Origin of the sequence: Bacillus sp. AM1(2019) (assembly GCF_009906915.1) — a bacterium.
GTDB lineage: Bacteria > Bacillota > Bacilli > Bacillales > Bacillaceae > Bacillus > Bacillus velezensis.
Genome location: NZ_CP047644.1, coordinates 1,215,636 through 1,240,625 on the forward strand (window position 1 = coordinate 1,215,636; position 24,990 = coordinate 1,240,625).

Sequence of the window (24,990 nt, forward strand, 5' to 3'; positions counted from 1 at the left end):
AAGATTAAGGGAAATGAAAAGCGAAGGGGAGGGGTACATATGATTTATGCAGGACGGATTCAAAACCAGCAGTATTCTCAATACGCAAACCGGGCAGCGGGTTATAAGCCTGATTACGCCGGCATTACGAAAGCAGCCGCCCTCGCCAATGACAGGGTGTACAGAGAGGTGGAACGCCGCCAGGAAAACACCGCAGCCGCAGAAAAGAAAGTACTTGAGGAAAAACGTAAGCGCTCTCTTTCCCGTCTGCCGCAAATCATGGGAAAAGGCCGGTTAATAAATCAATACGTGTGAAAAAGCCCGGATATATCCGGGTTTTTTTGAGTCGTATATATGAAAGATGCGGAAAGGAATGATTCAATTTGAGAAAGCTTTCATTATTAATTGCGGGGTTATTTCTATTCGGCCTCTTTACTGCCGGAATGAAACCGGCACACGCGGCGGATGGCTCCGCAGCAAAAGATGTCACTCTCACACAGCTGGCGCCGCATGTTTGGATGCATACAAGCACCGGTACGGCAGACGGAAGTCCCGTCCCTGCGAACGGATTGCTTCTTGAGACTTCCAAAGGAATCGTACTGATTGATACTCCGTGGAATGACAGTCTCACAGAGCAATTAATGACACAAATAAAAAAGCGGTTTCCAGGAAAAAGGATGACCGATGCCATTGTGACACACGCTCATGACGATCGTATCGGCGGGCTGAACACCCTGTACAAATACGGTGTAAAGGTGCACAGCACGAAGCTGACCGCCGACTTCGCCCGACAGCAGGGATATGACCGGCCGCTCGGAGATTTGAAAAACGTGACAAAGCTGCAGTTTGGCGATATGAAAATTGAAACGTTTTATCCGGGAAAAGGGCATACGGAAGACAATATGACCGTCTGGCTGCCTGAGGATAAGCTCTTATTCGGCGGATGCTTAATCAAGGCTTTAGAAACAAAGGAAATCGTGCCTACTCCGGGCTTTTATCCGGATCAGTGGCCGCGCGCCGTCCGCAAAGTCATGAAAAGATATCAGGACATCAGCATTGTCGTTCCGGGCCATGGCAGTCCGGGGGATGACCGTCTGCTGCCGCATACGATAAGCCTTCTGAAAGAAACGTAATAAAGAAGACCGGCGCTCCCATTACAGAGTGCCGGCTTTTTTTATTTCTTCCTGATTTTCATAAAACTGAGGAAAGCAAGTGCAAGCGCCAAAACGGTATATCCCGCTATCGGCCAAATATGCTGATGAAAGGAAGAATAATCTCCGGATATGACTTCCTGGGCCAGCTCGATCGAGTGAATAAACGGTAAGGCATAAGCGATATGTTTGAATGTGTCACCGAGCAGGCTCACCTCCATCCAAGCCCCGCCCAGAAATTGCACGAGTGTAATATAAATCGTTCCGATACCTGAAATTTGTTTGTCCGTAAACACAGCCCCTAAACATAAACCGAAGAAAACGGACATCATCGCAATCGGCAGCAAGACAGCGATACCTGCGAGAAGATTCATCCACTCGGCGGATAAACCGGCAGCCGCTGCTGCGATAAAACAAATGACGATTTGTAAAATGGCTAACGGCAGCATCGGCATTGCATAACCGATGACATAATCGGCTGTTTTTAAAGGGGAAGCAAACAAACGGGTCAAAAGGGCGGTCTGTTTGTCTTTTGCGATCAGCAATGCAGAGAACATTGTAAGGAAAGCGAAACCGAAAACAATGAGTCCGGGTGCTAAGTGCTGAATTTTAAAGGTATCAAGCGGCGCATTTTTTTCAATCGCCGTAAACAGAAACAATAGAATAACAGGCAGTGCGATTCCAAGGATAATAGACAGGGGGTCACGAAAAATTTCTTTGCGGTTGCGAATGGCGAAATTAAGCATAAAGACCCGCCTCCCCGTCACAAATCGCTAAAAAGGCATCTTCAAATGTGGCTGAATGAGTTTGCTTTTTCAGAGCCTCCGCCGTGCCCAGTGCTTTTAAAGTCCCATTTTCTAAAATGCAAATACGATCTGCCAGGGCTTCAGCCTCTTCTAAATAGTGTGTCGTTAATATAATCGTCATGTCTCCCTTTAATGCCTCAAGATTTTTCCACAACTCGCGGCGTGAACGGACGTCCAGCCCTAATGTCGGTTCATCTAAGAAATAAATATCCGGCTTGGTGATCATTCCCATTGCGATGCTGAGGCGGCGCTGCATTCCTCCTGATAATGTTTTTGTTTTTGCTCTTTCTTTCTCTTTTAATTGAAACAATTCGAGCATCTCATCCGTTCTTTTTTTTGCTTCTTTTTTCGGAATTCCGTAGACTCCGGCTATAAACTCTAAGTTTTCCCGTACGGTTAGATGAGGAGCGATGGCTGTTTCCTGCGGGGACATATTCAATTTCGGTTTTATTTTATCCAAATCAGTCAAAATACTGTGTCCAAGCACTGATGCATCACCGTCATCCGGAGAAAGGAGTCCGCAAAGCATACTGATTAATGTCGTTTTTCCGGCTCCGTTCTCACCGAGTAAAGCGAAAAATTCCCCTTTCTCAACTGAGAACTCAAGACGGTCAACGGCGGCGGTTTCTTTATAATGTTTCGTTAATTGCTTCAGCTCAATCGCGTGCATTTACTCATCCTCGCTATCTTCATCGATTTGCTTAGCGTTTAAAATATCTTTTGCAAACTCGAAAAAGAGTTCTTGTTTAACAAGTGCGATACCTTGCTGGTCATCCCCAAGCATAAGCAGTGAATCCCCCGGATTTATATCGAAAACATCTCTTGCTTCTTTAGGAATGACAATCTGTCCTTTTGTGCCCACTTTAACAGTCCCGAATATGTGTTTTCCTTTTGGTGCCGTCATGTTTATCCCTCCGAAATATGAATTGTATTTTTTGTATGAATTGTAATACTTCGTATACTAAACATACATTAACCTTCCATAAAATGCAATAAAATTCATGAAATAGTATTATTTTCATAAAAAAAGCACTCCTGCCATATCAACAGGAGTGCTTTTGATTTTATCGTTTGTGTTCCTTTATCATTTCCAGATGGGGGATGCCCGCATCGAGAAATTCTTCGCCGGATGTGACGCGGTATCCTTGCTTTTCGTAAAACGGAACCGCCTGCGTCTGCGCATGTAAGATAAAGCTGTCGGCGCCCTTGGCTGCCGCCGCTTTTTCAAGCGCCTGCATAATGACGGCTCCGACGCCTAAAGAACGATGGCTTTTCATCACGCAGATGCGCTCTAATTTTCCATGCCCGTCTTTCAAGCGCCATCTGCCGGCTCCGACCGGCTGGCCGCCGTCATATATGACTATATGCTCTGACGTGTCTTCGAATTGATCAATCTCTTCTTCTTCCGGAACGTGCTGTTCTTTAACAAAGACCTCTTTTCTGATGAAAAAAGCGTCGTTCAGCTGTTTTTCAGTTTTTGCGATGATGGATTCCAAGCAGTTATTCTCCTCCGCCTAATAAAAATGTTTCGTACACAGTCCATGAGCCGTTATCCAGCTGATAGAGCAGGTGAAAACGGTCGATGACTTCTTCGTGGGAAATGTCCTGCATTTTCAGCTGTCCGAGTACGTCGGAATGTTCATCTGACGACAGCTTCTGGCCGACCGTGACATGCGGAACGAAGCTGTATTCCGGCTCGCCGGATAATGCTCCTGAGTAGCATTTCTCACTCAGGGATTTTAATTCCTCCGTCGGCTCTGCTTTCATATATATCACATTATTCACAGGAGAAAACGAGCTGTATTTTGTGATTTTCAGAACGAGCGGATGCGACTCTTTCGCCGTCTGTCTCAGCTGTGATACGACCTGCTCGATTTCCTGTTCTGTCGCTTCAAACGGATCTCTTACCGTCAGATGCGGCGGAATGAGCGCATAGCTCGGGTCGTAGCGTTTCCGGTACGAATTTGCGAGATCCTGTAATTTTTTTGATGGAAATAAAACAATACCGTATTTCATGAAAGTTCCCTCCTTAAATGAATGGTTACAGCATTTTTTTCAGCGCCGGCGTGATGAGCGGCTGCCAGTAGGTCCATTTATGATCCCCGTCGAAGGTTTCATACGTGTATTCGGACTGTTTGCTTTCCAGCAGCTGTTTGAGCTCTTCGTTCGGCGCGGTGAAATCAAGAACCTGGCCGTCCGTCGTGTGAACGCCGGTTTCTTTTTCTCCGATTTGATGATAAACGGAAATCTGTTTGAGATCCTCCGACTGCCGGACGGCATCCAGCACGTGCCCGTCAACATACGGAGACTGCATGATGACGTTTCCAAACATGTTCGGATAGTCAATCGCCGTCATGAGCGAAACGGTTCCGCCGAGGGAATCCCCGATCATGGTGCGGCCGTATCCGACTTGATAAGTCGGGTATTCTTTGTCGATAAAAGGAACGAGCTCATTGGCGATAAACCGCTTATATGAGGCGAACTTAGAGCCTTCTGGATGGTATGTGTTTCTTCGCTCCCGCACATTTTTATAAGGGACGCCGATAATGATGCAGCGGTCAATTTCCCCTTTTGACATAAGCTCTTCCGCCTGCCGCCCGATTCTCCCTAATCTGAAATAATCATGGCCGTCCTGAGCGATGACCGTATGATATTTATACAGGGGGGAGAAGGTGGCGGGCAGGTAGACCAAAACGGTCATTTCCTCTTCAAGCTCATGGGAGAAAAGTTTTTTCTCATGAATGATTCCGTTTTTTGATGCCACTTCGCATTCCTCCAGGCCGCTTCTTGTCTTGATGGTTTTTTCCTATTGTACCATGAATTATTAGAAATTTCTTTCTTCAGATGCACTTCTTGCGAGAGTTCAGATAAATAAAAAGTTGTTGAAATCCATTTTATTGTGCGTTAATATAGAACAATCAGAAAATACAAAACAATATTCTTATCACGAGAGGTGGAGGGACTGGCCCTTTGAAACCTCAGCAACCGGTTTGCTTTGCCGCGGGAAGGCAAAGTGCCAAGGTGCTAAATCCAGCAAGCGATTCACATGCTTGGAAGATAAGAGGAAGAGAAAAGCTCCTTCTTCTTATGAAGAGGGGGCTTTTTTATTTTTGAAAAAGGATGGTGCTTACTGATGACGCAGCATGTTGATACAAAATTAGCCCAAATCGGAAATAGAAGCGAAGAAGCAACGGGAACGGTCAGTCCGCCGATTTATCTGTCCACCGCTTACCGACATAGAGGAATTGGAGAATCTACAGGCTTTGATTATGTGCGTACGAAAAACCCGACACGCCAGCTCGTTGAAGACGCTATCGCCGTGTTGGAAAACGGTGCGAGAGGCTTTGCTTTCAGCTCGGGAATGGCAGCCATTCAAACGATTATGGCTTTATTTAAAAGCGGGGATGAATTGATTGTATCCTCCGATTTATACGGAGGCACGTACCGTTTGTTTGAAAACGAATGGAGAAAATACGGCTTAAGCTTTATTTACGATGATTTCAGCGATGAAGACTGTTTACGCTCCAAAATAACGGAAAACACGAAAGCGGTATTTGTTGAAACGCCGACAAACCCGTTAATGCAGGAGGCGGACATTGAAAAAATCGCCCGGATTACGAAAGAAGCCGGCCTGCTTTTGATTGTGGATAATACGTTTTATACCCCGGTGCTCCAGCGTCCGCTTGAACTGGGAGCGGACATCGTCATTCACAGCGCCACAAAATATTTAGGCGGGCACAATGATCTCCTTGCCGGTCTTGCTGTCGTAAAGGATGAAGAGCTCGGCGAGATCATGTTTAATCACCAAAATGCGATCGGTGCGGTTCTCCCGCCGTTTGATTCGTGGCTTTTAATGAGAGGGATGAAAACACTCGGACTCAGAATGCGCCGTCATGAAGAAAACGCCCGTGAACTTGCGGAATTTTTAGAACAGGAAGAAGAAATCGCCGATGTGTTATATCCCGGAAAAGGCGGGATGCTGTCTTTCCGGCTGCAAAAAGAGGAATGGGTCAATCCGTTTTTAAAGGCGCTGAAAACGATCTGTTTCGCAGAAAGTCTCGGCGGGGTGGAAAGCTTTATTACATACCCCGCGACACAGACGCACATGGATATTCCTGAAGACATCCGTATCGCAAACGGCGTCTGCAACCGTCTGCTGAGATTTTCAGTGGGCATTGAACATGCAGAAGATTTGAAGCGGGATGTAAAGCAGGCATTACAGCAAGTAAAAGAGGGGGCCGTGTCATATGAGTAATCACAATTGGACGCTGGAAACCCAGCTCGTGCACAATCCATTTAAAACAGACGGAGCCACCGGAGCCGTCAGCGTCCCGATCCAGCATGCTTCCACATTCCATCAGTCTTCATTTGAAGAATTCGGGACATATGACTACAGCCGCTCAGGCACACCGACAAGAACAGCGCTTGAAGAAACGATCGCAGGTCTTGAAGGCGGAACGAGAGGCTTTGCTTTCAGCTCGGGAATGGCGGCGATTTCGACGGCATTTCTGCTCTTATCCCAAGGCGACCATGTCCTTGTCACGGAGGATGTGTACGGCGGAACATTCCGCATGGTGACTGAGGTTCTGTCCCGTTTCGGGATCGAACATACCTTTGTCGATATGACGGACACAGAAGCGGTCGCCCGCGCCATCCGGCCGAATACGAAAGCCATCTATATGGAAACACCGTCAAACCCGACGCTCGGCATCACGGATATTAAGGGCGTCGTCAAACTGGCAAAGGATCACGGCTGTCTGACATACCTTGACAATACTTTTATGACGCCTGCTCTGCAGCGGCCGCTTGATCTCGGCGTAGATATCGTGCTTCACAGTGCGACGAAATTTTTAAGCGGCCACAGCGACGTGCTGTCAGGCCTTGCCGCCGTAAAAGATGAAGAGCTCGGCAATCAGCTGTATAAGCTGCAAAACTCATTTGGAGCGGTGCTCGGCGTTCAGGACTGCTGGCTCGTATTGAGAGGCTTAAAAACATTGCAGGTCAGACTGGAAAAAGCGAGCCGGACGGCTGAGCGGCTGGCTGCCTATTTTGACGGACATCCCGCCATCAAAAACGTTTACTATCCCGGCCTTGCCGGACACCCGGGAGCCGATACCCATAAACGGCAAGCGAGCGGAGCGGGCGCCGTCCTGTCCTTTGAATTGGAAAGCAAAGAAGCCGTCAAAAAGCTGGTCGAAAACGTATCGCTTCCGGTATTTGCCGTCAGCCTCGGCGCCGTCGAGTCCATTCTCTCATACCCTGCAGCCATGTCGCATGCCGCCATGCCGAAAGCAGAGAGGGAGAAACGCGGCATCACAGACGGCCTTCTGCGCCTGAGCGTCGGAGTCGAAAACGCCGAAGATTTAGAACGGGACTTCGAACAGGCATTGAAAAAAATAACCCCCGCCCAAGTGAGATCATAAACGAAAAGGGCGCCGTCAATTTTGCGACGCGCCCTTTTTTTTATTTTAGATAAAAAAAGTGTTGACGAATGAGAAATCAGGATATATAATTATAAATGTCAGAGAGACAACAACATACCCAGCAACACATACATATCATGATTCCGTAGCTCAGCTGGGAGAGCGCTACCTTGACAGGGTAGAGGTCGCTGGTTCGAGCCCAGTCGGAATCATCAAGGGTTTCAACGTGTTGGACACTTACTCGTGTCACACTGGGGTCACAAAAAAGAGGAGTCACAATTTAATGTGATTCCTCTTTTTTGTTTGCCTTGTAAGATGCCACTGATAAATGTGGAAGCGTCCTTTTGCATGTTTGGCATTAAATGCGAGTAGGTGTTAAGTGTAACTTGGATATCCTTATGCCCTAACCTTTCTTGAACGACTTTAGGATGAAACTTTGTTAACAGTAGGGATGCGTGAGAGTGTCTAAGGTTGTGGAGTGGGATATCAGGTAAATCAAGCTGCTTTAAAAATATCAAAATGGATATTTATCGATATTGCTTGATGCTTTTTGAGAAATTCTATATAGGCAAAAAGGTACGAAGTGTTTCAGTGACTTTATCCAATATTGAAGACGATGTGAATCAACAATTAAGTCTGTTTGAAAAGGATAATGAGAAGAGAAGAAAGCTTGGATTTGTTATGGACAGGATAAAAAATAAATACGGATCTAAAACGATCTTACGAGCTGTTTCATATACACCTGGGGGTACGGCGTTATACAGAGCAGGTTTGACAGGAGGACATAAGTCATAAAAAGGTAGTTATTAAATGAAAAAGCTACTCCTATAGGGAGTAGCGCTCAAAAATTACGCAATTATGTAGGGAAAATTTATTCAAATTCAATCTCAGTTAATCCTTTTTTTACTGCTTCTTTAGTTTTTTCAAAAAACTTTAATGAATCTGCGCCTCTGACGATTTCTTCATCACATTCTGAGCACTTATAGACTGGCACATTCTTCACCGTCACGAAGGTCTCACCAAAACGCCCAACTTTATTAAAGTAACCAAGAGGTGCTCTTTCACCACATTCACATAATTTTTCAGCAGGTCTAATACTACCACCAACTTTACTTGCTGATACAGTCAGTGTCGCCATATTTTCCCCTCCCCATTCGGGTCTTTACACAATGATACCATCATAAAATGGTTACTACAAGAACAGAGTCCTCAGAATCCTTGATTACAACAACCGATAATTTACCTTTATCCTTATTTCGTTTATACCCTAGAATTGTAAAAGTAAACGTTGGCTTGGTCTTTTTAGTTTTTGGATTAAATTTTAATTTAGCTTTCTCTACATCAAATGCTTCTTTCACAGCACTTTCTATTTCTTTTCTAATTTCATCATTGTCCTCATGGTACCAACCTCTATGTTTTAATAACCTTGGGTTGTTCATGTGATCAAATTCTACATGAGCACTAAGATCTATTAAACCTTCAGCAAAAGGGTTTTCAGACTCTCCTACTATATTCAAAATCTCGCCTAAGATAGCCTCTATTTGTTCATGAGTTAATGTTTTAATATCCACGCCTTTTTCTTCAACAGAGGAAGATGTTCTTTTTAACACTTCACTCTCCACTTGCTTGAATTGTTCTTCAGTAAGATTGATTATGTCTTCTGTTTCAATAACATAGCTAACCCCATCTTTAGTTTGAACTATTTGGGGCACGAACACGTCTTCAATGTATGCAAAATCAAACTCATCTGTTTTTTCAGTTGGCAAGAAACTCCCCCCTACAGGACATTAATTGCCTATAATTCTACATTATTCCTTATTAAATTACAATAAAAACAAGTTTTGTAGTCATTTTGAATTCGCACAAATAGATGGCAAACGTATGACAATATAAAATACCCTCCTCGTTGGAGAAGGGTACGTGATCAATTAGGCGTTGCTTTTAGTGGGCAAGCCACTCATCTAATGTTCCCGAAAACCTTGTTGAACAGCTAATTCATATGCTGATTTTCCATCTTTACCAGTAGAGCGGTAGCACCTTTAGCTCCGTTTGCACCAGTATTACCTTTTTTACCTTTTAGTGAAGCTAACCACTCCTCTACAGTTCCTGAAAAACCATTGTCCACAGCAATATCATAAGCAGACTTCCCAGTGACAATTGAGACATTAACCATTGGATTGAAGAAGCTCATTTATGCGCCCCAAAAAGTTATATGTTATTCCTGACTCAGAAATCTTGAAGCTTGTGATAGGTGAATCGTCAGCGTCCATTTGAAAGCTTTGTCCAGCTCTTAAATAGATAGGATCGCCACCATTGATTGATACGTGGCATTCCTGATCATTTGTAAAGCTGAACTTATAGAAAGAATATTTAATCGTCCATGTCTCATGTGGAGAAGGGATTACTTCATGGTTAGATTCTGACTTCTCAAGCATTGGGCTCCCGATATATCCAGATCCTATTTGCATGATCAATAATCATTAATTAAAAATGAAAAAAAGGGGAGATAAACTCCCCAAGCTATTTTGGTTCTGTGTATTCCATTGCTTGATCACTATCTGAGATACCTGTAGTGGTTGAATCCACTACAATTCCCATGGCAGTTAGAAATGCCAACAGTGCATTAAATTTCTCAGTGAGATCATCACTAAACACAGAAATATCGTATCCAAAGCTCTGGTGTCTCAATCATAAAATAGGTCAGAAACCTGCAAAGATTATGCAGATATTGAATGGGATTGGGAGAAAGTAAAATCTTCCTTTGCTGAGTCGAATGGTTGGCAAGTTTGGAAAGCTAAAGGTTAAAAATTTTAAACAGAATGGAGAGAATCGCCAATGGATGAATACAAAGTTAATAGATTAAATGGGTATCTCATCTTAAGTGGCGGTCTTCCTATAATAGATATCACTGCTGAATATTATGTGGTTGCCTGTGCTAATTTTTTTGGAGACCGACCTATAATCTCAAGAAGTGATGGTAAAAGTTTTGAAGGGGAAACTCGTTGGGGCGTTGATCTTCACAACTTAATACCTTTAAATTAGATAAAACCAACAATTTCACAGGGACTTGTTAGCCGATACTAAAGCGAAGAGGGGAGAGAGCTCAATGAATTTTAAAGTTGATGACAAAGTAAAGTCAATTAACAAGACTGCTGGACACTGTGATTTTGATAATAGTGCTACTCACTATAAGATGTTGGAAATAAAGCAAAACTTTTTATATGTAATCGGAGTCAATGAAGAAGAATCTAGGAATGTAATAGGAAATTTATTATTGGTGTGGGGTGTATTCAGGTGCATCGATGGATATATACAAGTGTTCTGACATAAAATAAAACGCAGTTTAATCTAACATGATCAAACTGTATAATAAAGGGAACAGACGATAAATGACTATAACAGATTAGGACATACTGCTTTCAGCAACTTTTGTACATATCAATCGAAAATTATATGGAGGGATGAGAGAACTTGTTTAAAGAAACTTCATTTCTTAATGATGAGCAGAAACAGTATTTAGTGGACTTTGTTAAAACAAAAAAGGTTGAAGCATTTAATAGGGTTCAGAAGGAAAAAACTTATGTATCCGCAGGACTTGAAAATGCTTCAAGTGAGAATATGCAATTGAAAGAGGAATGGGTCTTAATTGACTACATCGACAACGGTTATGTAAACAAAAACACACCATGTGAGTGTGGAAGACCCCTAAGATATCAATACATCGTAAAAAACAAAAATGGTGGAGAAATCAAAAGGTTGGGAATAAGTCATTTTGAAGAACATATCTCTTTAAAGAAACATGTTTTCAAACAAATAAAAGATGAATTTGATCTAATAGAAAAAGAAATAACAGAAATATTAGAAAGAACAAAAATGAAGTGGTCAATTGAATATGAGATTAATATTCCTAATGATTTTGAATTCAATACAACAGACAATATTAAGAAACAATTAGATATGGGTCTAGCCTTATCGGCTAGACAGGTTAATTTTTTAAGAAAAGAAGTTAATCAAAAGATCATCTCGGCAAACAAGACAGTTAATTTAAATACACGTGAAGTATCAAACAATATCTTGTTAAATAATGAGCAGTCAAAAATAACTTCAACAGTTTCCTCTCTAAATGATTTTCAAAAAGAAATGATACGAAAGTTATATAATAGTGGTGTTAAAAATCCAGAGACTATCTGTGATTTTTTAATTAAAAACAAGGTGGCCCCAGCGTATCGGTATTCTACAGGGAAACTGAAAATATTCCCATGTGTTTGTATGTTTCTTGAAACTATCGAAGGCAACTAATCAAGAAAACACTCAAATTTAAAAAATGGAGGATGATTTTATGTCTATGAGCGTAAAGCAATTAATTGATTCATTGCAAACCATGTTGGAGAAAGGTGGAATAAAGGAGGATACAACTGTGCTACTCAATACATATGACGACTGTATGTACGAAGTAGCATGTGTTGAGCCACTGGGAGAGTTTGTACAAATTGAAGCTGAGATTAAATAAAACATTATTTTAGGGAGGTTTAATCAATTGAATGCCATGGAAGATCAAATAAACGACTGTTTTGTAGATGCTTATAGAAGAGTGCCAAGTAATTCTGAAATACAAACTATTTGCTAAGATTTTGTCTGAAGAAATTAAATCTCTTGCTGAAGATTGGGGTTGGCATGATACAGAGGTTGGGGATAGATTGTTTGGTTACATAAAGAAATTGAAAGCTGAGGAGGTTATAAAGTGAACACAAAAGAACTTAGGGATTTTATGATTGATGTTAGTGAAAATGGAATAGGGGAGTTAGCCAAAAGAATGTTTTTAGAAGAGTAGACAAAACGAGTGAAGACGATTTAGTTATCACAAGTGCCATAGCTAAAAAAGCGTTTGTAGATGCTTTTGATATAGAGTATGAGAGACTTTTATAATGACTGACGCAGACAACAAATAAGACGGGCTTTATAATAAAAACACCATTTCATATTAACTATTTCTCTCCTCTTCATTTTTAATGTTGTATAATTTGGAAGAAGGGGGAATGAATAAGAAAAAGTTGGGTTTGAGTATTGCAACAGTCTTTTTAACCTGGTGTTTGAGCAGGCGGAGCTGTTTCGGCCAAAATTACCAAAGATGAACATAGGGTCAACTTTAAAATGACAGAGAATGAAACGGGCTTTTTTATGGCTGATGACACCTATCTCGAATATTGGCCAACTAAATTGGGATACAGGTTCACCATCTACAATGCTGAAGGGTGCACATTGAATTTTAAACTGCAGAGAATAACACTGGCAGAGTGAAAAGAATTTCACGGGTAATCAATTGAACCTGAGCTCAACAGATAAGGTGGATGGAGACGCAAACAGAAACCATTACTTAAGTATCACTAAAGGAGCCGGCTACGGTGACGTCCGGATTAAAGGCTTTTATGGATTCGAACATGATGAGCCGGATGAAGATTGGTAAGCTTTAAAACATAGTCAAGGTATATCCTTGACCTTTTTTATGTATATGATGATAATTTAAAGTGATCATACATAATGAATGTGGGGTAGTTAAATTGATTAAATCAAATTTAAAGCCGATAATAGACGAAAGGAATATCAGTATTCGAAAGCTGTCCAATGATATTGACCATGGTTTTAACACAGTTAGGAAGCTTTATCATGATGAAATGGAGCGGTATCCAAGGGATCTACTTGATAAAGTCTGTACATATTTAGACATTGAGCTGCATGAGCTGTTGATTTACAAAAAAGATTAAAAAGATATCGAACACTTAAAGTGATCGTTATATACTAAATTTACAACAAAAGTAAACTACTACAAATTTTCTAGGTGTACATAAAATCATTCTTTTATATAGAATCCATGTTGTTTAGGGAAACGGAGGGTGGATATGGGGCAAAGTAGTGACTCTATGTATGATGCAATTTATATGAAAAATGGAAAAGCAAAGCCGATAGATCCAAAGGAAGCATTAATCAAAAGAGATATTAAGAAAGAGATAGGTTATACACTTTATTGCAAAAACTATTTCAAATCTAAATGCTATGCAAAGCTAAAGGTAGTCAATCGTAAAGAGGGATTTTTCTCTCTATTACCAGGAGAAGAACATGCTTTGGATTGCGGATATAGCACACCATATATACCCTTAAGAGAAAGAATAAAAGGGAAATCTAGAGAAGAGAAAACTGTCATAAAAATTGATAACAGCGATATCTTTTCACCTATAAAACAAGGAGTATCGAATTTCGGTAGTGATGAGAAAAAGAATCACAATTACCGAAGTGGTCTGAAAAATACTCTTAGGAAACCTACTGTAGGAATAAATGTAGAGTACATAAGGTTTGTGACTGATTTCGTTGAATTTTTAAACTGCAGTAACCGTGAAGTAATCAATTATGTAAAGAGTCAATTGAAAGCAAATAATCAATATTACTCTATTGATGACTATAACAAAGCTTGGACTGATATGGCTTCTGGGAATACTTTTTTAGTTGAAGGGTTCCTTGATATTCGAGATATTGGTACCCTAGAAAATAAGGGATATGTTTATTTGTATCCAACTGCAAATAAACAAAAAGATACTAAGCGTATAATGCTAGTTCAACGAGGTAATGGGAAATCTGGCTTCGAGAGGACATTAAAGTTTCTTTTAAATTGGATTAAGGATAGAAATAAAGAAAGTCGAAAAATGGCTATTGTAAAGGGTTCTTTCTTAGGTAATTATAAAGACAGTAACATTATTAGAGTATTAGTGAAAGATATAGACATTAAATATAGAATTTATGAACCGAAAACAAGTAACATAAAAAATGATCCATCAAAAATAATTGTAAGAAATGATAATAAGACATTTGACAATAAAAAGAGTAAGGCAACGTTTGTGGTTGAAAATAAAGAAAATGATAATAAAGATAATATGAAAAATGAAACATATGAAATCTCAAATACTCCTGTCGATTTGCAACCAAAGAAAACAGGGGGATGGAAGGATCAAGAAGGCATTTTATTTGAAAGCTATGAAAAAGAGCAAAAGGAACAACCGTTAAGCAAAGAATCCAAAAGTGAATTGAAAGGGAAACAAGACAACATATTTAAAAAAATTCTCAGCCTTTTTAAAAAAAGATGAATGACAAACTACGATCTTAAAGGACAGTAGGTGGGACAATAATGTTAAAAATGATTACTGGTTGGTATAAATATTACGATGATAATGACCCTAAGTTGAATCATATTGAAGACGGCTGGTCAAAGGACGAGTACCCACAACCAATTAAATCATCATTTGCAAACCAAGAGGCTTGGAGAAAGAGCGAGTGGGATAGAAAATATGTATATCTTGATGAAAAATCTAGAGTAATAGATGCTGCTAAAGCTATTTGGCTTAAGTAAAGTTCTTCAAAGTTATAGGTTTTTCTAAGACGGGAGGATAAACTTGCTATCTAATAAAATGGTAAACAGTTATGTTTATACTCTGATAATCTCTAGTTTGTCATATGGCCTAATCTTTGGTCTGTATATGTTGTTTACTCTGGCTTTATGGCAATCGCATTAGTCACTATTGGCATCATAGGATTTTATGCTTTAATCACTTACTTGGTGTTTGCTGTCTCTTTGGTGTGGCTAAGAAGAAGGCCTAGAAAATTCAATTTGAACAATTTTTTAATTTATATTGCAGTAGCCTTTTTAGCTGTGTTTTTGTTCTGATTTTTTGATTATCCCCCAAACGTTCTTACCGTATTCAGAAGCCTTGAGTACTACATTATGAGTATTGTAGCCGCGTTAATTTTTTGGTTCTGGGATTCAATATTCCTATAATTAAAACATTAAATTAAATCATGATTTTCACCCCGTTTACAACGAGTAAGAAAGCTGCTGTTCCAAACAGTAAATATCCAGACAGTTTTTGTTTGCTTAATATCGCTTTAACTCCGACTAATGATAAAAGGGCTGCAACAAATAATCGCGCAACAATCAACAATAATTCATTTTGATTAAACAGTGAATATGCGCGTATTGGCGTGTCATCATACAAGGCCTTTTTGGCCAGTGCGTTTTGTAGTTATTCCAAAAAACACATCTCTTTTTTAATAACTTAGGAAGAAGACGACCTTGCTCGAGTTGCTGGGTGTGAATAAAAAGGTGCGGAGAACAAAAGAAAATGGTTCTTGCAGGGTACTTACAAAATCGAAGAATCTGAATTAAGCAAGTACTTTATGATTCTTCTCCATAGCTCTGAAGTACGTTAATTTGAAACATCTAACCCCTAGTTTAATTCTTTTCCTTTTTAATTAAATATTTGTATATTAACATGGCGGCAAAATCATCACCTCTTCAATCCATCTTTGCATCTCTAATTCAGTTGTTACCTTATCCGTGCTTAAATATTTCAAACTAGAAAAAGTATATCTGCAGACACTATTGAGATGCAGACATTTGGAGTTCAATAAAAATATCGGCTACTTACTAAATAACCCCCTCACCATTAACTGTGAAGGGGTCTTTTTTATTTATCTTATTAATTTGGAATATGCATTGACTAGCAATTCATATTCAGAAAGGTCAATTGTTTTTAGATTCACAGTTCTTTTTGTTCTCGGCAATCTTTTTGTCGACTAAATCACTTTGTTCAGGTTGAATCGGTTGTTAGAACATCATGTGATGCACCTCCTTTAAAAAGCATACACACATATGAGAGGGCTGAAATTCACCCGTATGAATTGGGATACGGCTTTTCGCATGGAACCAACATGTGGAAACTGGTCAACAGCTTTAGAAATTTCATCCTAACAGGGAAGTGCGGCAAGCATTGGGAATATAAAGGAATATAGGCTTGCAGCTATGAAGGATGTATGAAAATCCGTCAGATGGCGGTGTCGTGACAGTTCGAATGCGAGTGTATGGAACTTCCCGTTCATCCGGAGTTATGTGAGAGGGACGAAAAGACTTTTTTTGAGGAGGAAGCGGAATGATTGAATTTACACGGCTATCACCTATGAAGAAAACATGCACGATGCACCCGGAAAAGGAATCTGTCAGATCGGTTTCGTTTACTGATTTTAACGGCAATTCTGTAACAGTAACACTTTGTCAAATGTGTCTGGCTGAATTAAAAATGAAAGCCGCGACTGAATACAGGAGCATGACCGAGGAGCGGGCCAAACAGAATCGTTTCAAGATTGGTGATCATGTGTATTTAGAGCATTTGGGAATAGTCAGCGAGATAAAAAACATGGAAGGCGTTCAAGTGGCAAACAGGACAGACGCAGACGGAGTGCGGAAGGCTACCCCTAAGGAAATCGCAGAATACAAAAAACAGGGGAAGCAATAACAAGGAAAATTCTATCAGCGGTATTACTAACGGGAGCGGCGGCCGTTGAGCTGTCTGCTTCCGCGGCTTGGTCCGGCTGGCAAAATGAATCCGTGTAGAGCGGCCGGGTGTTCACGGATTCTCCGACATATACTAGAAGCACAGCGGGGCAGTTATAAAACGGCAACGCCTCTGAAATTATTCAACGTGAAAACAATCTGGAATAAGACCGGAAAGGGGACCTATGCCATTCGGCTGGACTCCGGCAAGGGGAACTATATCGGAACATTTGAATCAGTCAATTGTCAAATCAAATAAGGGGAATTCGATGGCGCTGAGAATAGTTTTGGGGCTGAGGGGGTAGGATTCTGGTTTTATTTCCAGTACGAATACAGACCGGACATGAAAGCGAACATCACGTTTATAGGAGCAATCATCGCATTCACGGCCGCGGCGTTTTTTCAAGATATTGATAAGTATAGAGAGAAAAAGAGATAGGCGATCATAATTAAAGCTGATATAAATTCTTCATTCTTCACTTGATTTAAATCCTAATATAGCCGATATGATAAAATAGGATTTACTGTAAATAATCGGTTTCGGGAGGAAAATGGTTTGAAGGATGTTTTGTCTGTATTCGGTGAAAATTCATCAGTAATACTTCTTTCTGTTATGACTTTATTTATCACAATTACTGCAGTTTTACTTTCATATGTGACATCAATAAAGAACAGACGTGAAGAAAGATATATACAGCAATTGATGTATTTGAAGGAAATTCAAAAAGCTAAGAACGACAAAAAAGATTTACTAAGCAATTCAACAGTCGTTAAAGATTCTAAACTAGGCTATCCAGAGCCGGAAAAACAAAAAAATGTAGTGAAAGAAGAACATGAAGTAAAATCTGATGAAAAGACACTGGATATATATGAACAACAAGCAACTACTCATTCGAATTTGCAGTTCTATGCTGGTCTAACAATGTCAATAGTGGGTTTTATCCTTTTAATAGGTATTATCATTTTTTCTATTGGCTCTGATAACACTATCAATAGTGCAATTAGCGTCATAGGAAGTTTAATTTTTGAGGGGATTTCACTTATGTTCTTAAAGGAGTCACAAAAGTTACGTATACGGGTTAAAGAATACCACGATAATCTAATGGAAAACTCTAATCGTAATAAATCCATAGCCTTAGCTGGTAAAATTCAAGATGAAAAATTGCGTTCATTAGTACAGGCTCAATTAGCCTTTAATTTGATGGAAATTGATCCTGGGAAATTAAATATTTCAAATATATCAGAGAAAAATCATTCGCCATCAAAAAAAGTTCCAAATTAAATAAGTCCAAGACGGAAAGCCTGCGGGCACTGATCATTGCACAGAATTACTGTGCTCTGATTGGTGTCCGTTTTTTATTTGAGCGGAGAGATGACATGAAGCAGAAAAAGAAAAAGCCCAATAAAAACACGCAGGAGCGCTCAGATCGTTTCTGGCAACAAATGATGAACACGAACATGCAAACACTTAAACGAGGCAAGGGCGGCGCATTTAAGCGCAAATAAGGGGAGGAATTAGAATGCAAGGTTTAATCATTGAATACAAACGAGCTTTAAGAGAAACTGCAGAACGGAAGACAGCTCGGCGCATGCCGAGGCGCTGACAGAAGAGACCAAAGGAAGATTCTTGCTAATCCGCGCTTAATTGATGCGCTGCCGGAAGAATACGCAATCGTTCAAGAAGCTGAGGGAGAGGTAAGTGATTGGGATAAGGAAAGAATCGCTGACGCCCTTTCCGTCCTCACAGAAAGTGAAAAGACGAACATGTCATTCGAAGAGATAGCGCAGTTATTAGGGGTTAAAAAAGGAACTATGCAGAAGAATATTGAGCGTTCCCGCATGAAAATGAAAAATAGAGCAGATCAAAGCCTATTCTGTTTAGCATGAATAGGTTGTTTATTTATTGAAACATAAGAAAGGTTTTCAAAAAATCTTTAAAGAATTCTATTGTTATAGGTATAATGGTGTTGTTTACCATTACAATTTAGGGAATTCAAAGAGGATGATGTTAACGTACAATCTTAAAGAACGTGATGCAATCAAACGGTTCTTAAATGAGGAAATCGTTAATACAAGCGAAGCTGAAATATTGTGCTTCACTCGTCAATACATAAACCAGTTAGTTAAAAACGGGGAATTCGAGCCGATGAAAGAAATGCCTCGGGACAGGCTTTTTCTGAAAGAGGATATTTTGGATTTTCAAAAACATAGGCGTAAATGAGCTCCCTGTCATAAGGGTGTTTTATACTGGGGAATTCTCGACAAATTTTGCAATAGCTTCTAATACGCTCCCTGGCTACCGATAATAATTTGGGAGGCGAAAAAAATGACTAGAGAGTTTGGGAAATCAAAATATGTAAAAAAATATTTGGAAAACAGGTATGGGGAAATTTACAATTTAACATTTGATGAACAAGCAGACTTAAGAAAGTCAATAGTAATGGATCACGATTTAACCGATATAGAGAGAATGTTGCGTAGGACGAAGTCGTCAATTGAAGGTGCCAAAGATAGTCAACCTATTTATAACATTCCTTTTACTTTTTTCGCAGTATTGTTATCTATTGTAGCAACAATGGCGATAGCATTAATAACTGTAACTCTTACCTTCTACAATACTCTATTAAGAAGTTATTTAGGTGAAGAAAAATTAAGTAAAGAAAAATTTTTAAGTCTCACAAAATCAATAGATTACTCACCTGTTTTTCAAGTGGCAGTGTTCTATGTTTTTTTATGTTTTCTAATTATTGCAATCGGATATGGTTTATATTTGTACAGAATGGCTGGAAAAATTGATAAAAGGAACTATCTAAAAGATATACTCGAAGAATGTAAAGATGAATATGAAGAATTAAAAAAACAAAATAAACAGGACGAATCCTCAAGCACTCAATAGGTTGCCTTTTTGTCTTACGGTTACCACCTATTTATGAAAGACACTTTCGTTCGACAAATTTTGCGAATAATTCCTTTATCATATCCTTAACCGATAATAAGGTGGGAGGTGAAAAGATGAGTGATAAGTTAACTGATTTCTTAGCAGATAAAAAAAGAGAAGAAGAAAATGCGCAAAATATTATCCAGCTAACACAGGATAACAACTTAGAAAAATTTCGAAGTGTCATAAGTTCCATGAAGCTGTGGCTTGAAGAGACAAAAAATAATGGTTTCGTCAAATTCGATGATTCAAACCATCAATTTGGATTGTATGAAGATGTAATCGGTCTTGTCCTTCATTTTGAGAAAAAAAAGATACTGATAGTTTCGCCTATGAAAGACTTTGAGAAGAAAGATGAAATTAAAGTCCGCTTCGTATTAGGAGGAACGACTGTACCTGTAAGTGATCTCTATTTAGAAATTCGACAGGGGACATGGTTACTTGTTGATAATAGGTCAAAAAGTGATAGAAAAGAGACAGTTCTAGAAAAGGACAACTTCCAAGAATTATTAATAAGTCTAATTTCTTGAGTCTATAGCATCCTTCGGGGTGCTTTTTATGTTTTCTGTAAACTGATTAAATCGTTCGACAAATTTCGCAAGTGGTTCCATTGTCACTCTCTTTTGCAGATAATAGAGAGGGAGAGGGGTGAAATAATGGATTTAGCAGATAGTTTAGGCCTTGCGATAGCTACCGCTATATTAACGCTTATAGTTAACATTTTATTTAAATTGGTTCAAAATAAAACTGATTTCATGGTAAGTATAAAACAATTCAAAAGAGATCATTACTATAAGCAGCTTAATGAGTTATATAAGGAACTTTATGCGATAGTATGTCAATCGGAGTTTTTAAGGAAGTTTCATCACATTGATGAGCTGAATTCTATGAAGGAGGTTCCCTTTATAGAATTGGCTAAAAGAATTAAAAAAATACAAACCAATTTGGTTACAGGAGAAGAAAAAGTAATAGGAGAAGATGTAGAGACCGCGATAACTAGGTTTGACAAAAAAAATATAATTGCGCTAATCATGAGAAATAAACAATATGCATCACAAGAATTATTAAAACTAGCAGTAGGATACAGGTACTGTCATGAATATTATACAAAAAAAGATCTTGATGAGATTCAATTAGAAGTGTTCCAAAAAACGGAGTTGGATTATATTTATAAGATTGTTATAAAAATTGTAATGGAAATGAATGAGAAACTGAAATTTTGCAAAATGGATTTTAATGAGTCAGAACGGAGAACTGGAAAAATAGATAATCAAATTTTTGTTCTCAAGAATTAAAGTGATTTAATAAAATTCAAGAAGGTGTAAATTTGATAGATGTTTTTAAATTAGTAGGTATTCCGATTCTCGCCTCCGCCTTTACCATACTTTTTACTACCGGCATAACCTTAATTAAGGAAGTTTGGCAAGAGAAAGAAGTCATGTTCAGCTATTAGAAAAGGATAAGTTGAAATTATTATATAATAAACTGTATATTATTAAATTAAAAGTTTATGATAGCTTAGATTTAGCTGATATTTTTCGTAAAAATAATGAACCATTACGGGAACCTAATTTCAGCGCTTGGGACTGCCATTGATTTGGTTAAGCCTCTAATTGAAGAGAATATTCATCTTTTAGAGGCGGATGATTTACATATTTGGGGGCTGTTTTTGGAAGGTGAGGGAGCAGAAATTTATTTCGAAGAGGCGTATTACCTAAAATACAAACATTTTTTGGTTTTCTTAGATAGTACCTCCAAAACTTATCTGAAGTTATATAGAAAGTATCACAAAATCACATAGCACCTCTAAAAACACCTTAGAGGTGTCTTTTTTATATTCTCTGTAAACTGATTCCGGTAAATCTCAGAAAAACAATTGGCGGTTAACGGTCTGAGTGCGGCGGCGGTTTAGAGGGAATATCTTTTCAAAAACAAACACGAATCAGAAGGGGGCGCGGCGGTGAATGAAGATGGCCGAAAAGCATATTCAAGCGTATAAGGATTACGTCAAAGGCATGAAATACAAAGGCCTTGCCGAGAAATATGGGGTGTCAGTGAACACCATTAAATCGTAAAAACAGCGGCATGGTTGGGAAAGGAAAAGATGCACACAAAAATAGGCGGGCAACCCGGCAGCAAAAACGCATTAGGAAACAGCGGAGGGGGCTCCGGCAAGAAACCAAACGCTGTATCACACGGGTTTTTCTCGAAATATCTGCCGGAAGAAATACTATCCATTGAAGAGATTCAGGGGTGTTTTCAATTAAATTTTCAGCTGATTTCCTAACTGTCATGGACAACATCTCACAGGAAATATATTGACTTTCATCCTGTTTGTAATGTTAATTAGAAGATGTATACAAAATCATTTTAATGAGGAGGCCTGATGAACGTGAAAAATAAAGCGGGAATACAATTTGGAATATGCATTGGACTTTTATGTTTAAGCTTTACCGGTTTCAATCCTTTATTCGGCTCAGCGCATGCTGAAGCGAAGTCTATAGAAGACACAAAAATGACAAGCTGTATAACGAATCAGAAATTTGTTCAGCTTGAGAAAAAATTTGATGCCAGGCTTGGGGTTTATGCGATTGATACAGGTTCAAACAAGACAATCGCCTATCGGCCGAATGAACGGTTTGCTTACGCATCAACCTATAAAGTTCTGGCCGCGGCTGCTGTTCTGAAGAAAAGCTCAAATGAAAAACTTAATGCCATCATCCGCTACAGCAAAGACGATTTAGTTACATATTCTCCAATCACAGAAAAACATCTGGATACAGGCATGAGCCTGAAAGAAATCTCAGAAGCCGCTGTCCGTTACAGCGATAATACCGCCGGGAACCTATTGCTGCAGCAGCTTGGCGGCCCTAAAGGTTTTGAAAAGTCATTGAAACAGATCGGGGATCATGTAACGAAAGCTGATCGGTTCGAGACGGATCTAAACTCGGCGATTCCCGGGGATCGTCGTGACACAAGCACCGCAAAAGCACTGGCAACTGATCTTAAGACTTTCGCTTTGGGTAACACTCTAACGACTGACAAGCGCACGATCTTAACGGATTGGATGCGGGGCAACGCTACCGGCGACGAACTGATTCGGGCAGGCGCTCCTGCAGGATGGGAAGTCGGCGATAAATCCGGAGCCGGAAGCTACGGCACACGAAACGACATTGCGATCGTTTGGCCGCCTGACAGAGCCCCAATTGTTTTGGCAATCCTGTCAAACCGGTTTACGGAAGATGCCAATTATAATAATGCTCTTATCGCTGAGGCTGCAAAAGTCGCTCTAAATGATCTTAAATAAACATTGCCGTTCATTTTTTATGGACGGTTTTTTATATGTTGAGAATGCGGTATGCCGGTTTCGTTTTTCGATAAATGTTATAATGAAAAGCCATAAAAAGATGGGAAGAGGGGGAATTTCGATGCATTACATAACGGCATGCTTAAAAATCATCAGTGATAAAGACCTTAATGAAATAATGAAGGAATTCAAAAAACTTGAGGAAGAAACGAACAAAGAAGAAGGCTGTATTCAGTTCCATGCTTATCCGCTCGAACCATCAGAACGCAAAATCATGCTTTGGGAGATTTGGGAAAACGAAGAAGCTGTTAAAGTCCATTTCACGAAAAAACATACAAAAGACGTTCAAAAACAAGAATTAACGGAAGTAGAATGGTTAATGAAAAGCAATGTGAATGAGTAAAAGGCTTTGTCTATTGTTGGCTGACTTTGCCGGCAACCATCATCAGTTTCATTCACTAAAACCCTTGCTGTGCAAGGGTTTTTTACTTTAAAAAGTTCTTTATATCGCAGTCTTTTTATGGGTAAGGAAAAGACTTGGAATGAAGATGGCCGCAAGGATGATGACGGATACTAAGAATCCGGCATGGTAGCCTTTTAAACTGTTCGGAATCGTCGGCTGCAATCCTTGTATGACAGTTGCGGTAACGGTTGCGATCACAGCTGACCCAAAGCTGGAACCGAGGTTTTCAATCATATGAATACCGACACCTGCTTCCGGAAGCTGTTTGCTGTCAAGACCTGTATAAGCGTCACTCATCAATGGGAGCATAATTCCTCCAAAACTGGTGCCGCGGATAAATAATACGACGGAAATCCAAATCATACTTGTGTTATCGGTGATAAAAATAAGCGGGATAGATCCGAGCAGCGAAAGAACAAGACTGACCGTAACCACGTATTTCGCACCGATCTTATCAATCATTTTTCCGATCAGCGGACGAGTCACGAGCATTCCGACTCCTTGAGGGATTAAAGCGAGTGCTGCTCCGACTGCCGTGAACTGACGAATGTTTTGAAAAAACAGCGGAAGTATTAACATCGGCCCCATGATGGCAACATTCGCTAAGAACAACCCGATCGAAGATGCTAAGAAGCTCTTGTTTGCAAACAAATTCATAGGCAGCACGGTTTGGTTTTTCTTGATCAGATTATATACAAGATAAATGGCTGCTGAAACAAGACCGATGCCCGCCCATAAAATGGTGTCGCTATTGTTAAATGATGCATGATCCGCCGCTTTCGTAATACCGTACATCAATGCCGCGCTCATTAATGACAAATTGATAATCCCGAAAATATCAAGTTTACGATCTTTGTTGAATGGTTCAAAGTCTGGAATGGTTTTCATCATAAGCGGTGCAGCAATCAAAACGATGAACACGTTGATGTAAAAAATCCAATGCCATGAAGCGCCTTGGACGATGAAGCCTCCAATGACAGGTCCTAAGATCGGGCCGAAGATCATAGGGGTGCTGACGATTGCCATCACTTTTCCCAGGTTTTCCGGACCTGCCGTTTTAACCAAGAGTGTTGACATAAGCGGAGTCATAATGCCGGCGCTGAATCCTTGAAGCAAACGGAAGAAGATGAAGCTGGAAACGTCACGGCTCATTCCCGCAAAAACAGAAATGACACCAAAGGCGATGACTGAGCCGATGAAGATTTTCTTACCGTTATATTTATTCATAAGCCAGCCGGATACGGGTACTGCAATCGCAAGTGCTAAGACATAGCCTGTAACGGACCACTGAATGGTATCCAATGTCGTGTTGAAGTCTTTGGTCAGTTTGTCGATGGCGATGTTTACCATCGTAGAGTCAAGCATTGGAGCGATTGCTCCCAGTGCAATAGCCCAGGCGGCTGTGAGAACTTCTTTTGGCACCCGAAGTTCCTTTCTTTTATGTGTTGACATATTACTCTCCTCTCAAAATTGCTGTCTTTGTTTCCTTGTCAACAAAATAATAGAGTGATTTTGTTTCTTTGTCAACAATAAGAGGGATATAAAAAGGC

General features: G+C 39.9%; 34 protein-coding genes, 1 tRNA gene, 4 pseudogenes and 1 riboswitch. Of the genes and pseudogenes, 26 read left to right on the forward strand and 13 right to left on the reverse strand.

Annotated features, from left to right (window positions below):
- Positions 1–39: 39 nt before the first annotated feature.
- Both GNE05_RS06290 and bla (GNE05_RS06295) read left to right on the forward strand, forming a co-directional pair.
- Complete coding sequence (locus tag GNE05_RS06290; RefSeq protein WP_014417440.1) at positions 40–294, forward strand: hypothetical protein; 255 nt, start codon at positions 40–42, stop codon at positions 292–294.
- A 68-nt stretch (positions 295–362) separates the two neighbouring features.
- Complete coding sequence (gene bla, locus GNE05_RS06295) at positions 363–1,112, forward strand: subclass B1 metallo-beta-lactamase (protein ID WP_017417467.1); 750 nt, start codon at positions 363–365, stop codon at positions 1,110–1,112.
- 41 nt (positions 1,113–1,153) lie between these two features.
- Here bla (GNE05_RS06295) and GNE05_RS06300 read toward each other — a convergent pair whose 3' ends face one another.
- From GNE05_RS06300 to GNE05_RS06325, 6 genes are all read right to left on the reverse strand, one after another.
- Complete coding sequence (locus GNE05_RS06300) at positions 1,154–1,876, reverse strand: ABC transporter permease (protein ID WP_160182570.1); 723 nt, start codon at positions 1,874–1,876, stop codon at positions 1,154–1,156.
- Positions 1,869–2,606 (reverse strand): ABC transporter ATP-binding protein, encoded by a 738-nt coding sequence (locus tag GNE05_RS06305; protein WP_007409079.1) that lies wholly within the window; start codon positions 2,604–2,606, stop codon positions 1,869–1,871. The genes GNE05_RS06300 and GNE05_RS06305 overlap by 8 nt, the downstream gene beginning before the upstream one ends.
- Positions 2,607–2,840: an AbrB/MazE/SpoVT family DNA-binding domain-containing protein gene (locus GNE05_RS06310; RefSeq protein ID WP_007409078.1), complete on the reverse strand. Its 234-nt coding sequence runs from the start codon at positions 2,838–2,840 to the stop codon at positions 2,607–2,609.
- A gap of 160 nt (positions 2,841–3,000) precedes the next feature.
- Positions 3,001–3,432 carry a GNAT family N-acetyltransferase gene (locus tag GNE05_RS06315; protein ID WP_160182571.1) on the reverse strand — a complete coding sequence of 144 codons (432 nt, stop codon included), beginning with the start codon at positions 3,430–3,432 and terminating at the stop codon, positions 3,001–3,003.
- 4 nt (positions 3,433–3,436) lie between these two features.
- Complete coding sequence (locus GNE05_RS06320) at positions 3,437–3,952, reverse strand: YjcG family protein (protein WP_003154969.1); 516 nt, start codon at positions 3,950–3,952, stop codon at positions 3,437–3,439.
- Between the two features lie 25 nt (positions 3,953–3,977).
- Positions 3,978–4,700 (reverse strand): esterase family protein, encoded by a 723-nt coding sequence (locus GNE05_RS06325; protein ID WP_007409075.1) that lies wholly within the window; start codon positions 4,698–4,700, stop codon positions 3,978–3,980.
- 174 nt (positions 4,701–4,874) lie between these two features.
- Positions 4,875–5,000: riboswitch (SAM riboswitch) on the forward strand.
- 69 nt (positions 5,001–5,069) lie between these two features.
- Between GNE05_RS06325 and GNE05_RS06330 the strand changes: the two genes are divergently transcribed.
- The 3 genes from GNE05_RS06330 to GNE05_RS06340 all read left to right on the forward strand — a co-directional run bounded on the left by GNE05_RS06330 (position 5,070) and on the right by GNE05_RS06340 (position 7,571).
- On the forward strand, positions 5,070–6,191 hold the full coding sequence (locus GNE05_RS06330; protein WP_012117314.1) for a methionine biosynthesis PLP-dependent protein: 1,122 nt from the start codon (positions 5,070–5,072) through the stop codon (positions 6,189–6,191).
- Positions 6,184–7,359, forward strand: a complete 1,176-nt coding sequence (gene metC, locus GNE05_RS06335; RefSeq protein WP_007409073.1) for a cystathionine beta-lyase — start codon at positions 6,184–6,186, stop codon at positions 7,357–7,359. Before GNE05_RS06330 ends, metC begins: the two co-directional genes overlap by 8 nt.
- Before the next feature lie 139 nt (positions 7,360–7,498).
- A tRNA-Val gene (locus tag GNE05_RS06340) sits at positions 7,499–7,571 on the forward strand.
- Positions 7,572–7,616: 45 nt separating this feature from the next.
- Here the strand turns inward: GNE05_RS06340 and GNE05_RS06345 are convergent.
- The gene (locus GNE05_RS06345; RefSeq protein ID WP_224759932.1) at positions 7,617–7,877 is read right to left on the reverse strand and encodes a tyrosine-type recombinase/integrase; all 261 of its coding nucleotides are present in this window, start codon (positions 7,875–7,877) and stop codon (positions 7,617–7,619) included.
- Between GNE05_RS06345 and GNE05_RS06350 the strand changes: the two are divergent.
- A pseudogene (locus GNE05_RS06350) lies at positions 7,870–8,154 on the forward strand (DinB/UmuC family translesion DNA polymerase); the annotation flags it as partial. The gene GNE05_RS06345 and the pseudogene GNE05_RS06350 sit on opposite strands and share 8 nt — an antisense overlap.
- A gap of 76 nt (positions 8,155–8,230) precedes the next feature.
- On the opposite strand, the gene GNE05_RS06355 reads toward GNE05_RS06350, so the two are convergent.
- From GNE05_RS06355 to GNE05_RS06370, 4 genes are all read right to left on the reverse strand, one after another.
- Entirely contained in the window at positions 8,231–8,497 is a 267-nt protein-coding gene (locus GNE05_RS06355) for a YgiT-type zinc finger protein (protein WP_160182572.1), read from the reverse strand.
- Positions 8,498–8,537: 40 nt separating this feature from the next.
- A complete protein-coding gene (locus GNE05_RS06360) occupies positions 8,538–9,125 on the reverse strand; it encodes a hypothetical protein (protein ID WP_160182573.1) in 588 nt (195 codons plus the stop codon).
- A gap of 224 nt (positions 9,126–9,349) precedes the next feature.
- Positions 9,350–9,550 carry a hypothetical protein gene (locus tag GNE05_RS06365; RefSeq protein WP_224759933.1) on the reverse strand — a complete coding sequence of 67 codons (201 nt, stop codon included), beginning with the start codon at positions 9,548–9,550 and terminating at the stop codon, positions 9,350–9,352.
- Positions 9,551–9,879: 329 nt separating this feature from the next.
- Positions 9,880–10,047, reverse strand: coding sequence for a phage holin (locus GNE05_RS06370; RefSeq protein WP_160182574.1), 168 nt, complete (start codon positions 10,045–10,047; stop codon positions 9,880–9,882).
- A 147-nt stretch (positions 10,048–10,194) separates the two neighbouring features.
- Here GNE05_RS06370 and GNE05_RS06375 point away from each other — a divergent pair, with 147 nt between their 5' ends.
- From GNE05_RS06375 to GNE05_RS06415, 9 genes and pseudogenes are all read left to right on the forward strand, one after another.
- The gene (locus tag GNE05_RS06375; RefSeq protein ID WP_160182575.1) at positions 10,195–10,401 is read left to right on the forward strand and encodes a hypothetical protein; all 207 of its coding nucleotides are present in this window, start codon (positions 10,195–10,197) and stop codon (positions 10,399–10,401) included.
- A gap of 64 nt (positions 10,402–10,465) precedes the next feature.
- Positions 10,466–10,684: a hypothetical protein gene (locus GNE05_RS06380; RefSeq protein WP_160182576.1), complete on the forward strand. Its 219-nt coding sequence runs from the start codon at positions 10,466–10,468 to the stop codon at positions 10,682–10,684.
- Positions 10,685–10,830: 146 nt separating this feature from the next.
- A complete protein-coding gene (locus GNE05_RS06385) occupies positions 10,831–11,658 on the forward strand; it encodes a DUF3895 domain-containing protein (protein ID WP_160182577.1) in 828 nt (275 codons plus the stop codon).
- A 40-nt stretch (positions 11,659–11,698) separates the two neighbouring features.
- On the forward strand, positions 11,699–11,869 hold the full coding sequence (locus tag GNE05_RS20955; RefSeq protein WP_191389662.1) for a hypothetical protein: 171 nt from the start codon (positions 11,699–11,701) through the stop codon (positions 11,867–11,869).
- Positions 11,870–12,679: 810 nt separating this feature from the next.
- Complete coding sequence (locus tag GNE05_RS06395) at positions 12,680–12,823, forward strand: hypothetical protein (protein WP_160182578.1); 144 nt, start codon at positions 12,680–12,682, stop codon at positions 12,821–12,823.
- Between the two features lie 94 nt (positions 12,824–12,917).
- The gene (locus tag GNE05_RS06400; protein ID WP_095272808.1) at positions 12,918–13,121 is read left to right on the forward strand and encodes a helix-turn-helix domain-containing protein; all 204 of its coding nucleotides are present in this window, start codon (positions 12,918–12,920) and stop codon (positions 13,119–13,121) included.
- Between the two features lie 135 nt (positions 13,122–13,256).
- Positions 13,257–14,492 carry a hypothetical protein gene (locus GNE05_RS06405; protein WP_160182579.1) on the forward strand — a complete coding sequence of 412 codons (1,236 nt, stop codon included), beginning with the start codon at positions 13,257–13,259 and terminating at the stop codon, positions 14,490–14,492.
- 41 nt (positions 14,493–14,533) lie between these two features.
- Positions 14,534–14,755 carry a hypothetical protein gene (locus GNE05_RS06410; protein ID WP_160182580.1) on the forward strand — a complete coding sequence of 74 codons (222 nt, stop codon included), beginning with the start codon at positions 14,534–14,536 and terminating at the stop codon, positions 14,753–14,755.
- Between the two features lie 58 nt (positions 14,756–14,813).
- Positions 14,814–15,181 (forward strand): annotated as a pseudogene (locus GNE05_RS06415) (UPF0715 family protein).
- A 13-nt stretch (positions 15,182–15,194) separates the two neighbouring features.
- Here GNE05_RS06415 and GNE05_RS06420 read toward each other — a convergent pair.
- Entirely contained in the window at positions 15,195–15,413 is a 219-nt protein-coding gene (locus GNE05_RS06420) for a hypothetical protein (protein WP_160183194.1), read from the reverse strand.
- A 918-nt stretch (positions 15,414–16,331) separates the two neighbouring features.
- Between GNE05_RS06420 and GNE05_RS06425 the strand changes: the two genes are divergently transcribed.
- The 11 genes and pseudogenes from GNE05_RS06425 to GNE05_RS06465 all read left to right on the forward strand — a co-directional run bounded on the left by GNE05_RS06425 (position 16,332) and on the right by GNE05_RS06465 (position 23,380).
- A complete protein-coding gene (locus tag GNE05_RS06425; RefSeq protein WP_025649610.1) occupies positions 16,332–16,694 on the forward strand; it encodes a hypothetical protein in 363 nt (120 codons plus the stop codon).
- Positions 16,691–16,991 (forward strand): annotated as a pseudogene (locus tag GNE05_RS21210) (hypothetical protein). The gene GNE05_RS06425 and the pseudogene GNE05_RS21210 overlap by 4 nt, the downstream one beginning before the upstream one ends.
- Positions 16,992–17,288: 297 nt before the next feature.
- The gene (locus tag GNE05_RS06430; protein WP_160182581.1) at positions 17,289–18,014 is read left to right on the forward strand and encodes a TRADD-N-associated membrane domain-containing protein; all 726 of its coding nucleotides are present in this window, start codon (positions 17,289–17,291) and stop codon (positions 18,012–18,014) included.
- 95 nt (positions 18,015–18,109) lie between these two features.
- A complete protein-coding gene (locus GNE05_RS06435) occupies positions 18,110–18,238 on the forward strand; it encodes a hypothetical protein (protein WP_003155870.1) in 129 nt (42 codons plus the stop codon).
- 499 nt (positions 18,239–18,737) lie between these two features.
- Positions 18,738–18,953 (forward strand): transcriptional regulator, encoded by a 216-nt coding sequence (locus tag GNE05_RS21215; protein ID WP_029973117.1) that lies wholly within the window; start codon positions 18,738–18,740, stop codon positions 18,951–18,953.
- Between the two features lie 105 nt (positions 18,954–19,058).
- On the forward strand, positions 19,059–19,628 hold the full coding sequence (locus GNE05_RS06440) for a hypothetical protein (RefSeq protein WP_029973115.1): 570 nt from the start codon (positions 19,059–19,061) through the stop codon (positions 19,626–19,628).
- Positions 19,629–19,744: 116 nt separating this feature from the next.
- Positions 19,745–20,200, forward strand: coding sequence for a hypothetical protein (locus GNE05_RS06445; protein ID WP_029973113.1), 456 nt, complete (start codon positions 19,745–19,747; stop codon positions 20,198–20,200).
- A 126-nt stretch (positions 20,201–20,326) separates the two neighbouring features.
- Positions 20,327–20,965 carry a hypothetical protein gene (locus GNE05_RS06450; RefSeq protein ID WP_160182582.1) on the forward strand — a complete coding sequence of 213 codons (639 nt, stop codon included), beginning with the start codon at positions 20,327–20,329 and terminating at the stop codon, positions 20,963–20,965.
- 675 nt (positions 20,966–21,640) lie between these two features.
- Positions 21,641–21,921: pseudogene (locus tag GNE05_RS06455) on the forward strand (phage terminase small subunit); the annotation flags it as partial.
- 135 nt (positions 21,922–22,056) lie between these two features.
- Positions 22,057–22,977 carry a class A beta-lactamase gene (gene bla / locus GNE05_RS06460; RefSeq protein ID WP_160182583.1) on the forward strand — a complete coding sequence of 307 codons (921 nt, stop codon included), beginning with the start codon at positions 22,057–22,059 and terminating at the stop codon, positions 22,975–22,977.
- A gap of 82 nt (positions 22,978–23,059) precedes the next feature.
- On the forward strand, positions 23,060–23,380 hold the full coding sequence (locus tag GNE05_RS06465) for a putative quinol monooxygenase (RefSeq protein WP_098081975.1): 321 nt from the start codon (positions 23,060–23,062) through the stop codon (positions 23,378–23,380).
- Between the two features lie 99 nt (positions 23,381–23,479).
- On the opposite strand, the gene GNE05_RS06470 is transcribed toward GNE05_RS06465, so the two are convergent.
- Positions 23,480–24,892, reverse strand: a complete 1,413-nt coding sequence (locus GNE05_RS06470) for an MDR family MFS transporter (RefSeq protein WP_160182584.1) — start codon at positions 24,890–24,892, stop codon at positions 23,480–23,482.
- Positions 24,893–24,990: the final 98 nt, after the last annotated feature.